Source organism: Gilliamella sp. App6-5 (assembly GCF_001690525.1).
Classification (GTDB): domain Bacteria; phylum Pseudomonadota; class Gammaproteobacteria; order Enterobacterales; family Orbaceae; genus Gilliamella; species Gilliamella apicola_H.
Genome location: NZ_LZGT01000104.1, coordinates 55,707 through 67,303 on the forward strand (window position 1 = coordinate 55,707; position 11,597 = coordinate 67,303).

General features: G+C 35.1%; 12 protein-coding genes. 2 read left to right on the forward strand and 10 right to left on the reverse strand.

Annotated elements, in window-relative coordinates; translation table 11 throughout:
• Nucleotides 1-41: 41 nt before the first annotated feature.
• The 4 genes from nadR to ribH form a co-directional block, all read right to left on the reverse strand.
• Nucleotides 42-977: a multifunctional transcriptional regulator/nicotinamide-nucleotide adenylyltransferase/ribosylnicotinamide kinase NadR gene (gene nadR, locus A9G24_RS12215; RefSeq protein WP_065639267.1), complete on the reverse strand. Its 936-nt coding sequence runs from the start codon at nt 975-977 to the stop codon at nt 42-44.
• A gap of 153 nt (nt 978-1,130) precedes the next feature.
• The gene (locus tag A9G24_RS12220) at nt 1,131-2,186 is read right to left on the reverse strand and encodes a TrmH family RNA methyltransferase (protein WP_065639268.1); all 1,056 of its coding nucleotides are present in this window, start codon (nt 2,184-2,186) and stop codon (nt 1,131-1,133) included.
• A gap of 21 nt (nt 2,187-2,207) precedes the next feature.
• Nucleotides 2,208-2,627 (reverse strand): transcription antitermination factor NusB, encoded by a 420-nt coding sequence (gene nusB / locus A9G24_RS12225; protein WP_065586461.1) that lies wholly within the window; start codon nt 2,625-2,627, stop codon nt 2,208-2,210.
• Between the two features lie 4 nt (nt 2,628-2,631).
• Entirely contained in the window at nt 2,632-3,102 is a 471-nt protein-coding gene (gene ribH / locus A9G24_RS12230; RefSeq protein ID WP_065586460.1) for a 6,7-dimethyl-8-ribityllumazine synthase, read from the reverse strand.
• Between the two features lie 393 nt (nt 3,103-3,495).
• On the opposite strand from ribH, the gene lpcA reads away from it, so the two are divergent.
• Together lpcA and A9G24_RS12240 are read left to right on the forward strand one after the other, a co-directional pair.
• Nucleotides 3,496-4,074 (forward strand): D-sedoheptulose 7-phosphate isomerase, encoded by a 579-nt coding sequence (gene lpcA, locus A9G24_RS12235; protein ID WP_065586459.1) that lies wholly within the window; start codon nt 3,496-3,498, stop codon nt 4,072-4,074.
• A gap of 1 nt (nt 4,075) precedes the next feature.
• Nucleotides 4,076-4,855 (forward strand): class II glutamine amidotransferase, encoded by a 780-nt coding sequence (locus A9G24_RS12240; protein ID WP_065639269.1) that lies wholly within the window; start codon nt 4,076-4,078, stop codon nt 4,853-4,855.
• Here the strand turns inward: A9G24_RS12240 and A9G24_RS12245 are convergent.
• The 6 genes from A9G24_RS12245 to pncB all read right to left on the reverse strand — a co-directional run bounded on the left by A9G24_RS12245 (nt 4,833) and on the right by pncB (nt 11,540).
• Nucleotides 4,833-5,177 (reverse strand): hypothetical protein, encoded by a 345-nt coding sequence (locus tag A9G24_RS12245; protein WP_065639270.1) that lies wholly within the window; start codon nt 5,175-5,177, stop codon nt 4,833-4,835. The two genes, A9G24_RS12240 and A9G24_RS12245, sit on opposite strands and share 23 nt — an antisense overlap.
• A 121-nt stretch (nt 5,178-5,298) precedes the next feature.
• The gene (locus A9G24_RS12250) at nt 5,299-5,757 is read right to left on the reverse strand and encodes a methylglyoxal synthase (protein WP_065639271.1); all 459 of its coding nucleotides are present in this window, start codon (nt 5,755-5,757) and stop codon (nt 5,299-5,301) included.
• Between the two features lie 132 nt (nt 5,758-5,889).
• Nucleotides 5,890-7,032, reverse strand: coding sequence for a porin (locus A9G24_RS12255; RefSeq protein WP_065639272.1), 1,143 nt, complete (start codon nt 7,030-7,032; stop codon nt 5,890-5,892).
• A 305-nt stretch (nt 7,033-7,337) separates the two neighbouring features.
• Entirely contained in the window at nt 7,338-8,486 is a 1,149-nt protein-coding gene (locus A9G24_RS12260; protein ID WP_065639273.1) for a porin, read from the reverse strand.
• 286 nt (nt 8,487-8,772) lie between these two features.
• Nucleotides 8,773-10,176 carry an asparagine--tRNA ligase gene (asnS, locus tag A9G24_RS12265; protein ID WP_065639274.1) on the reverse strand — a complete coding sequence of 468 codons (1,404 nt, stop codon included), beginning with the start codon at nt 10,174-10,176 and terminating at the stop codon, nt 8,773-8,775.
• A gap of 173 nt (nt 10,177-10,349) precedes the next feature.
• On the reverse strand, nt 10,350-11,540 hold the full coding sequence (gene pncB / locus A9G24_RS12270; RefSeq protein ID WP_065639275.1) for a nicotinate phosphoribosyltransferase: 1,191 nt from the start codon (nt 11,538-11,540) through the stop codon (nt 10,350-10,352).
• Nucleotides 11,541-11,597: the final 57 nt, after the last annotated feature.

Below are 11,597 nucleotides of genomic sequence, written 5' to 3' on the forward strand. Positions count from 1 at the left end.
ATTTACCTTATTTTAGCATAAGCCACAATAAATGTGATGAACTAAATCAATAAGGCTTCAACCTTCTTAGAGACGATTTCAAAATACTCCTGTTGTGTAAATTGTGAGTTTAAATCTTTTTCGTGAATAACTAAATCAAAATGGTAGCTGTCTTTAAAGGCTTTTAAAACATCATTATCTTTTTGGAAGATTTGATTGTAATATTGCATTAGTGTTGCGAAATCAATTGAGGTAAAAACAAGTTTATTAGCAGTTTCAATAGCTTTTGAAACACGTTCTACATGTAACATCGCAATTTTAATATAATCAGATTCGCTTAAATAACGCTTGTTATGATGGGTTGAGATTTCTCGCTCGATATAATTGATATAACCATTAGACACGTATTGAGTATTATAAATATTAGCCAGCTGAATAGGTAAGTCACAAAATCTCCCTTGACCAATAATAGCTACTTTTTTAACAAAAAAAGGTTTTGCTGCTTGGGCAATAAAAGACCAGTTTTTATAGGGGTTTTCACGGATTTGTGTCGCGCTGATATTCATAAACTCTCGATTAGCATCGACAACGACTACCGGACAGCCAAAATAAAATTCATGATTTTTGACATCTTGTGGCTCACTAGTAAAAACCACATTGGGTTTAATTTTATGTGCTGAAAGAATCTGCTTAACACGACAGCTCCAATCTTGCCAACCATTCGGATAAAATTCAATACCCGCTTCATCAAGTACATGGATATGAATATTGTGGCGATCTTTAAACGTCTCTTTTAACCATGAAAAACGGTCGCTTACTTGAGGTTGTTTTGGTAGATGGCTTTTATTAAAAAGTTGCTTATCGCGTGAGGCTTCGCAACCAAGAAGAATATGTAATTCATCAACTTGGCTCATGGCTTTTTCAATTAAATAAATATGACCACAATGTAAAGGATAAAACTTCCCGAAAATTAAACCAACTTTATGCTTAAAAGCCATGACAATTACCAAAACACTCAAAAAATTAATAACAATTTACAGAAAAAAAAAGCAATTTCTAATCAAATTATGCTATTGGATATATTTTATCAATTAGTAAAATAACTTTTATAACCTAACTAATTGATAGCAAAAACATAAACTAATATTTTTTTATTTTTGCAAGTTAGATAATAAAATACCCGTAGCAACTGAAATATTCAATGCAGGCATGTTATCATTACCCTTTAAATGTACAACCACATTAGCACAATTGATAAGTTTCATATTAATTTGTTGAAATATAACTATTGCAACTTTTTTATTAAAACGAATTTTATGTAATTCACTGGATGCAATGGACTTTGCTTGACAAGGTAATAGTGCGACAACTTGGTAACCCCGTTGTTTGAGCATATCAAGTGAAGCAACAAAATCATCACCTTTAATTGCTTCAACAGCCTCAATGCCACCTTCAGCCACACGCATAGCTGCACCACTATCGAGTAAATTTGTTTGACGTAACATCACACCATTTATCCCATAAAAAGCGGCACTACGCATTAATCCACCTAGATTATGTGGATTATTGACATCGTCAATGGCTAAAACACGATCATGCTCTTTATCACTATTGTCATCTAAATAATCTAATAATGTGAGCGGAACGCGCTTTTTAACAATTAAACAAACGCCACCATGGTGTTGAGTTTGGGTTATTTTGCTAATTTGTTCACTAGAGACAACATCATAACCTAACCGCTGTTTAACCAACCAGTCGATTGTATCTTTAAACTGATAAGCCATCTCTTGGGTAATAAATAGTTTGACAATCGCTGCACGTCGATGTTTGAAAACAGCCTTACAACTATTTTCGCTATAAACCAAAGTTTCTTCTTTTCGTTGACAATATCCATCATAACCAAATGTAGGCGTTTGTTCATTAGTGCGAACTTTTTTTTGCCATGGCGAATCGTTAACGATGAAGGATTGAGATTGATTAAGTTCAACACTAAACTTATTTTTTATAAAATTAGATTTATCATTTCGAGGTTTGAAGGTTTCAATGCGATCTTGACGATTGCGTTTAGATTTCGACTGAAATGAATCATCTTTACGCTTACCCTTCCATCCGGTAGACTTTTCTGTAGCTGAGCGAGAATGTTTCTTAGGTTCACTATTTTTGGCATAAAAAATAGTGGGTTTGCTTTTTTCGGTACTGTCGTTCATATCAATCTCACAATTAATCGGTTATCGCGTACGAATGGTTGGGGCTATTTTATCTAATACACCATTAACAAATTTATGGCTGTCAGCGGCACCAAATGTTTTAGTTAACTCAATAGCTTCATTAATGACTACTTTATAAGGAACATCTTGACGTTTCATTAATTCATATAATGCGATTCTAAGTACCGCTAATTCAATTTGTCCTAATTCATCAACAGAGCGTTCAGTGAGATAAGGCGCCATTTTATCATCTAAATCGGCGGTATTTTTTGCTACCCCGTTTAATAATTCACGAAAATACTTAGTATCAACGCCTTTCATATCTTCTTCTGCAATAAAACTTGTCTCAACATCAGCAAGATCGTTTCTGGAAACTTGCCACGAGTAAATGGCTTGTACTGCACATTCTCTTGCTCGACGACGAGGATTAACTAATGCCACTAAATTACTCCTTAATTGCTTTAATAATATTTAGCATTTCTAGCGCAGTTAATGCGGCTTCAGCACCTTTATTGCCGGCCTTAGTACCTGCACGTTCAATAGCTTGTTCTATACTTTCGGTGGTTAAAATACCAAATCCAACTGGAATGGTGTTATCTAGGCTTGCACTTAATAAGCCAGAACTTGATTCACCTGCTACAAAATCAAAATGCGCCGTACTTCCCCGAATGACGGTACCTAACGCCACAATTGCATCATATTTTTTCGACTGTGCTGCAACTTTTGCGGCAAGTGGAATTTCATAAGCACCAGGAACCCAGATAACCGTGATATTTTTATCATCGACTTGACCAATACGTGTTAACGCGTCAATTGCACCATTTACTAGGCTATCATTAATAAAATGATTAAAACGTGCCACCACAATTGCAACTTTCGCTTTTGGCGCAGCCACTTTACCTTCAATTGTTTGCATATTAATTCCTTACCAATTCTATTATGAATGTCATTTCACTCTCTTTTAAGTGAAAAGAGACTTAATAAATTGTATCACGAAAGAAAAACTTATCCTATTGGCAAATAACGCTACGACCAAGTTCTGTCCAAGATATTATTTAAAATAAACGCAAAGAATTTTGCTATTGCAAATGTATTATTTGTTAAGTTTAAAATTAATTTAAATTTTGTCGTTATTTCAACTGTCATTATTAGAAATAACCTTAATTTATTTTTATTTTAATGCTTATTTTTATCCTTAACGGCATACATTCCTGATAGTTTTTGACAAGATAGGAAATTTTATCGCTTGCAAGCTATTTTAAAAAAATTACAATAGTCTATAAATTTATTTATAGATGGAGAAAGATCAATGTACATTGACAATATTCGTAATGAATTAAACCAAGCTATCGACGTATTAACTAATTTTGTTTCAGATGATAAAAACCTGCAACAAATTCAACAAGCCGCAATCTTAATTGCTAATTCGTTTAAACAAGGTGGCAAAGTGTTATCGTGTGGTAATGGTGGATCTCATTGCGATGCTATGCATTTTGCTGAGGAGCTAACCGGCCGCTTTCGCGATAATCGCCCTGCTTACCCAGCTATTGCCATATCAGATGTCAGTCATATTTCATGTGTTGGTAATGATTTTGGATTTGATTCCATTTTTTCACGTTATGTTGAAGGTGTCGGGCAAAAAGGTGATGTGCTTTTAGGAATTTCAACTTCAGGAAATTCAACCAACGTATTTAAAGCAATTGAAGTAGCAAAACAAAAAGGCATGAAAATCATTACATTAACTGGTAAAGATGGCGGTAAAATGAATGGACTTGCCGATGTTGATATCCGTGTTCCACATTTTGGCTATGCCGATCGCGTACAAGAAATCCATATCAAAGTGATCCATATACTTATTTTGCTAATTGAAAAAGAAATGGCCAAATAATATGTGTGAATTATTGGGTATGAGTGCTAATGTGCCAACCGATATTTGCTTTAGTTTTACTAGTTTAATTAAACGGGGTGGGGACAAAGGTCCTCACAAAGATGGTTGGGGAATTACTTTTTATGAAGGAAAAGGCTGCCGGACATTTAAAGATCCCGAACCTTGCAGCTATTCACCTATTGCTACAATGGTGAAAGAATATCCCATCAAATCTAAAGCCGTAATTGCCCATATTCGCCAAGCTAATCGAGGCGGTGTCGCCTTAGAAAATACCCATCCATTTACCCGTGAACTATGGGGAAAGAACTGGACTTTTGCGCACAATGGACAATTAACCAATTACCAACATTTAGATACAGGGCTATTTCAACCTATTGGTGAAACTGATAGCGAATATGCTTTCTGTTACTTAATAAATCAACTACATCAAAAGTATTCGCAAAAACCGACCAATAATTTTGAGCTGTTTAATTTTATTCAACAATGTGCCAATCAGTTAAGCCAACTTGGTATATTTAATATGCTACTGTCTGATGGGCAATATGTGTTTGCCTACTGCTCAACCAATTTACATTGGATAACCCGTAAAGCGCCATTTGGCAAAGCAAAATTGCTGGATGAAGATGTCGAAATTGACTTTCAACAACATACAACCCCAAATGATGTTGTTACCATTATTTCTACATTACCATTAACCTCGAATGAAACATGGCATAAACTTAATACTAACGAGGCTATTTTATTTAAAGATGGTGAAATTAGCCAATCTTCCTCATTTTAATGTGTGGCATTGGCGGCTCATTTTTAAATTGATATTGCAAATAGCTTAAAGTTAATAGTCCAATTGTGGTAAGCACTATCCATGGAAGGTGCGGAAATCCTATTTGCATAGCAATATCATATAACCAACCAGCACCGGTATAACCAATAAATCCACCGATCGCAAGCCCTAAACGACTAAATCCCACATAAGAAAAAATAAAAGCGCTACACCAGCATACTAAATAGAAGTCATAATCAATAGAATACCACCAATAATCCCAAAGCTCTGTTGAACAAATTGCCGAAATCCTAACGCAAAACCAACAAATAGAGCGCTCCAACCGCCTTAGTTCACAAAGTCGGTTGAAACCAGCGGGAACACCACATAAAAAACTAATACAATAAACAAATTATCAAGCAGAAGTATTTGCTGGCCTGTTTTATGAATTTGGGAATCGGCATTTACTTCACTCTTTGCGCTAAATAGCTTTGATAATCAGGAATTTCAATGTCAACTTCTTGCGTAAAAATAGAAGACTGAATCAATGCATTGGCTGTAGCTTGATTAGTAGCAACTGGAATATTCCAAACCGTAGATAACCGTAACAAAGCTTTGACATCGGGATCATGAGGTACGGCATTAAGTGGATCCCAAAAAAAGATTAAGATATCGATTTTACCTTCTGCAATTAATGCTCCAATTTGCTGATCGCCGCCCATAGGACCACTTAACATTGGTATGATATTGAGTCCTGTGTCTTGCTTTATTAATGTTCCAGTAGTGCCCGTGCCACATAAATTATGACGAGAAAGCTCTTCACGATTTTTTTTACACCAGCTTAATAAAGAATCTTTCAAGTGATCGTGAGCAACTAAAGCAATATTTTTTTTAGCCGATAATTTGCGTGTGGTATAAAGCATCATAGTTATCCTAATTTATTATTATCTTTCTAGATTTTTTAACAGAGTATTAATTATAGTGCAAGGGATATTTAATCAATAGTAAATAATAAAAAAGGCACCGAAGTGCCTTTTATAAGATATCAAAATAGCTTAGAATTGGTAGATTAAACCAAGTGCCACTGTATCTTTAGTTGTACCATTGATTTGTGATTTAGTAAATGAACCATCTTCATATAAAGCATGACGTGCACCGATGTCATCTTTATCTAACAAGTTTATTTTATAATCGATAATAGCTTGTAAGTTTTTGTTAAAGTCATAAGTTAAACCAACATCAACATATTTAGCTAAATCATTACCTTTAAGCCCAGCATCACTTGAATAATGAGATGCATCTTTAACTTTATGTTGGATATAAGCAACAGACGGAGTTAAGCGACCCACTTCAAAATCAATACCATATTGCGCAACAAATTCATAGCCTTTGGTTTTTAAATCATCAGCACGGTGACTCGTTGATGCATTATCCCAACCGTATTTTTGTTTACCTTGAATATATAACGCAGCTAAATAAAGGTTGTCATTATCATATTTGATACCTGCTGACCATGCTTTAGCATCCTTATGTCCACCCGTTTGTGCATACCCAGCACCAACCGATAAACCTGTATCAAGCACATCCCAATCAACAACAGAACCCCATGCTTCTGCACTATCATGTTTTTCATTACCATCATGTTTGTTGAAATAATTAGTTGAGCTATTATCACCGTTATCCGCATATTGAACAGCAAAACGTAGACCATTTACTAAGCCAAAGAAATCTGAATTACGGTAAGTAGCAACGGCTTTAGTACGATCTGTTAATGCATAAAGATCATTATTTGAAGCATCACCACCAAATTCTGGCAAAACGTCAGTATAAGACGTTAATGTTTTTAACACGCCATCATTACGCCCATAATCAAATGAACCAAAATCACCAAAGTTTAAACCAGCAAAAGCATAACGCGTTTCGTTATCAGCATTTTTACCTGTATTTGCTTCGTACTCCCAACGTCCATATCCAGTTACACTGTCTGTCACTTGTGTTTGACCCGACATACCTAAACGTGCAGTGGTTTTGTCACCTTCACCTGTTTGATTATCGCGATCAGTAATATAGTTTAATGCATAAACTCGACCATAAAAGTCCACTTTATTACCATCTTTATTCCACACTTCAATAGAAGCGTTTGCTGTACCTGCAATTAAAAGCGCAGGAATAGCGATTGCTAATAGATTACGTTTCATTTTTTACCCTCGTAGGTATTTTATATTATTAAAGATGCAAATTATTTTGCTCTTGTTTTAATAAATAATTGTCAATAAATAACAATTATATTATTACTGTGATATCTATTTTTATTAGATAACAAATAGATTTTATTTCACTCATTGCCTATTTAACAATGTTAATCAGATTATTTCTGCGAATTTACGAATATTTTAATATTTAATGAGGATTTTTTTAGGCATAAAATGTGTTTTTAGCAAGAAAAGCATTTAGCAGACGAAAAAAAAGGCACCTAAGTGCCTTTTTATAAGATATTAAGAGATTAGAATTGGTAAATTAAACCAACACCTAACACATCTTTAGTACCTGGTTTAGTACCGTGACCACGCGAATTTTGAGTATTTTTCTCAGCACCATAATCATCACGATCTAATAAGTTAAATTTGTATTCAACAATTGCACTGAAGTTTTTGTTTAGATCATACGTTGCACCTAAAGATACATATTTAACTACAGGTGAGCTGAATCCGCTATTGTGGTAACGAATATTATCTTCAACAAAATTCACCCCATCAGCTTTAACTTTATGTTGAACATAAGCCAAAGATGGAGTGATGCGACCCACTTCCAAATCAATACCATATTGAGCGACTAATTCAAAACCTCTAACTTTACCATCAGCAGTTTTATAATTACCTCTATGCGTCGGTCCATATGCCAGTACATCTTTAAATTTAGATTGGAAATAGTTAGCACCTAAATATAAATTATAGTTATCATATTTAAGACCAGTTGCCCAAGTGCTTTGACGATTATTACTGTTTGAAGTTTGAGCATAACCTGCACCAGCAGTTAAACCGGTGTCAAAAATATTCCATTGAATGTTTGCACCATAAGCTTCGCGAGATTCCCCTCTGATACGATCTTCTCTAAATGTATTTGAGTTATCACCATTATCAGCATATTGTAATGCAAAGCTTAAATCATCAGTTAAACCGAAGAAGTTATTGTTACGATAAGTAGCAACTGCTTTAGTACGATTTGAAAGTACGTTCCAATCGTTGTTTGCTGCGTCACCACCAAATTGTGGTAATACGTCAGTATAAGCAGTAATTGCTTTTAACACACCGTCATTACGACCATAGTCAAATGAACCAGCATCACCAAAGTTTAAACCAGCGAATGCATAACGTACTTCGTTATCAGAATTTTTACCCGCTTTCGCTTCGTATTCCCAACGACCATAGCCAGTTACGCTATCAGTAATTTGAGTTTGGCCTGACATACCTAAACGAGCTGAAGTATCATCACCTTCACCTTTTTGACCACGGTCAGTGATGTTGTTAGCTGCTTTTACTCGACCGTAAAAGTCAACTTTATTACCATCTTTGTTCCAAACTTCGATAGATGCATTTGCGCTAGCTGCGGCTAAAAGCGCAGGGATAGCGATTGCTAATAGATTACGTTTCATTTTTTACCCTCATGGTTATTTTCTAAAAAGACACTTTCCATTAGTTTGGTGTCAATTTTCGTACAATAATTATTCATCCAAAAAATAATATTTTTATCTATTATTTTTATCTACTTTTTACAGTAGCGTAAATTATGTATAATTTTTTTTTAAAATCAAGTGAACTTTTCATTAAATGTGATGTCTAAGGCTAAAATTAAGCCTGTTTGGATATTTTTTATACAGCGTCGTGCTAAAATTAGTTAATCTCATTCCCAACCAAAATTTGGTTGGGAATTTAATCAACTTAAAAATTCGCATTACGCGGCGTTCTTGGGAATGGAATCACATCGCGCACATTTTGAACACCAGTTACATACACAATTAAGCGTTCAAAACCAAGCCCAAAGCCTGAATGTGGCACAGTACCATATCGACGTAAATCACGATACCACCAATAATCTTCCTTATTAAGTCCCATTTCATCCATACGCTTATCTAACATTTCTAAACGCTCTTCACGCTGTGAACCACCAATGATTTCACCAATACCTGGCGCTAATACATCCATTGCCGCAACGGTTTTACCATCATCGTTCATGCGCATATAGAATGCTTTAATATCTTTCGGATAGTTTTTTACCACCACTGGTGCTTTAAAATGTTGCTCAGCTAAATAACGCTCATGTTCTGAAGCTAAATCAATTCCCCAGCTGACTGGATTTTCAAACTTAGCATCACAATTTTGTAAAATAGTAATAGCATCGGTATAATCTACTTGAGCAAAATCAGCATTAATAAAGTTCTCAAGGCGATTAATTGCTTCTTTATCGACATGCTGCGCAAAAAATTGCATATCGTCAGCACGTTTTTCTAACACTGCTTTAAACACAAATTTCAACATATCCTCGGCAAGCTTAGCATTATCGTTTAGATCGGCAAATGCCACTTCAGGCTCCATCATCCAAAACTCAGCTAAATGGCGAGTAGTGTTTGAATTCTCTGCCCTAAATGTTGGACCAAAAGTATAAACTTTAGAAAGTGCACAAGCATAAGTTTCAGCGTTTAATTGTCCAGAAACTGTTAAGAAAGCTTCTTTACCAAAGAAATCTTTATCAAAATCAACTTTGCCATTATCCGATTTAGGCAGATTTAGCATGTCAAGTGTTGAAACGCGGAACATTTCGCCCGCCCCTTCAGTATCTGATGCGGTAATAATTGGGGTTGATAGCCAATAAAAGCCACGCTCATCAAAAAATTGATGTATAGCTTGCGCAAGCGTATGGCGTACACGCGTTATCGCACCAACAATATTGGTTCTTGCACGCAAGTGTGCTACTTCACGCAGATATTCAATTGAATGGCGCTTAGCTGCCATAGGATAAGTTTCCGGATCGTCAACAAAGCCATATACTTCAACTTGTGTTGCTTGCAATTCATATTTTTGACCTTGACCTGGCGACTCCACCACTTTACCCGTGGCTTTAACCGAACAACCAGCCGTTAAACGTAAGATCTCTTGTTCATAATTAGGTAAATTATTTTCAATAACTGCTTGAATAGGATCAAAGCAAGAGCCATCATAAACGGCTAAAAATGAGATACCTGCTTTAGAATCACGTCGAGTTCTTACCCAACCTTGAACCGAAATAGTGCTACCAACAGCAATTTTGCCTTGTAACACATCAACAATAGATGCAACTGAAGTCATTTTAATTATCCATCTCTACATTAATTTGTTTAAGTAATATTTACAGTAATAAAGTAATACAGATATATTCTAACGGCTATTCCATAACAAAAATGGAATCCATGAATAATAAAACCTTTATTACTGATTTTATTTTTTAATATTAATAATGGGTTAAATATAAATTATTATCATTATTTAACACTAAAAGTTCGTTTTAATTCATCAATAAAATCTAAATCCTGAGATATCGTTTTACCTGGGCTATCTGATAGTTTAGCGACAGCTTGGTTATTGCATTCCGTTAATTTAAGCACTATATTCAATGCCCTAGTATTAGCATCTTTAGATGGAATATCACAAGCTAAAAATCCACCAATACCAAATGACAATTTTACACGCTGATTGAAATGCTGATAGATGTTAATCGCTTTATCAAAATTTAAGCTATCAGAAAAAACTAACAGTTTGGTTTGCGGATCTATGCCCAATTGCTGATAATGCGCAATCGCTTTTTCGCCCCATTCAATTGCATCACCCGAATCATGGCGAAGCCCTTGGTAGTTAGACGCAAAGTGCAAATCAAAATCACGTAAAAATGCATCCATTGTAATACAATCGGTCAATGCCACCCCCAAGTCATGCGGATATTCATCTAACCAAACCTGAAGCGCATTTTTTTGGCAATCTTGAAGATTATGGCTTAAACGCTGATGAGCTTGAAACCATTCGTGAGCTTGAGTTCCAACAGGCGTAAGCCCTAAACGATAGGCTAGTAAATAATTGCTAGTACTGTGAAAGTTATTAAAATGCCTTTTCAAATAATTAACAACGGCCTCTTGTACCGCATACGAATAACGTCTACGAGTACCAAAATCCATTAAATTAAAGCCTGACATATCCATATTAGCTGTTTTTTCATTAAACATCGCTAATTTATCTTTTAGCCTTGCTAATGCTTCGGGCACGCCGATATTTGGCGAACGATCTTTATGAACAATTTCACTGATAACAGCAAGTAATGGCACTTCCCACAAAATGACATCTAACCATTTACCTTCAATCGTAATGGAAAGCACTCCATCTTCATCTTTTATAGTGAGCAAATTACTATTGAAACGCCATTTTTTAAGCCAATTTAAATAGTCAGATTTAAAAAAGGAGATATTTGATAAATAATTAAATTCATCATCAGACAGCGCTAATGATTCCATTAATTTCACTTGATGCATTATTTGATCAGCATATTGCCCGAGTAGATCATCACTACGACAACGAAACTGTGCAACTACAGTTGCTTCAGGATAGTGATGAAATACGGCCTGCTGCATATGCAGCTTATAAGCATCAGTATCTAATATTGATGTAATTATCGCTGGTAACATGTAATTTTAGTGCTATTACTTTAAAGAAAATTCCGAAGATTATAGCAGAATAATAAT

Bases quoted from the DNA above. Each gene is read 5' to 3' on its own strand.
- nadR (WP_065639267.1), bottom strand. From the start codon at position 977: ATGGCTTTTAAGCATAAAGTTGGTTTAATTTTCGGGAAGTTTTATCCT.
- A9G24_RS12220 (WP_065639268.1), bottom strand. From the start codon at position 2,186: ATGAACGACAGTACCGAAAAAAGCAAACCCACTATTTTTTATGCCAAA.
- ribH (WP_065586460.1), bottom strand. From the start codon at position 3,102: ATGCAAACAATTGAAGGTAAAGTGGCTGCGCCAAAAGCGAAAGTTGCA.
- lpcA (WP_065586459.1), top strand. From the start codon at position 3,496: ATGTACATTGACAATATTCGTAATGAATTAAACCAAGCTATCGACGTA.
- A9G24_RS12240 (WP_065639269.1), top strand. From the start codon at position 4,076: ATGTGTGAATTATTGGGTATGAGTGCTAATGTGCCAACCGATATTTGC.
- A9G24_RS12250 (WP_065639271.1), bottom strand. From the start codon at position 5,757: ATGCTTTATACCACACGCAAATTATCGGCTAAAAAAAATATTGCTTTA.
- A9G24_RS12255 (WP_065639272.1), bottom strand. From the start codon at position 7,032: ATGAAACGTAATCTATTAGCAATCGCTATTCCTGCGCTTTTAATTGCA.
- A9G24_RS12260 (WP_065639273.1), bottom strand. From the start codon at position 8,486: ATGAAACGTAATCTATTAGCAATCGCTATCCCTGCGCTTTTAGCCGCA.
- asnS (WP_065639274.1), bottom strand. From the start codon at position 10,176: ATGACTTCAGTTGCATCTATTGTTGATGTGTTACAAGGCAAAATTGCT.
- pncB (WP_065639275.1), bottom strand. From the start codon at position 11,540: ATGTTACCAGCGATAATTACATCAATATTAGATACTGATGCTTATAAG.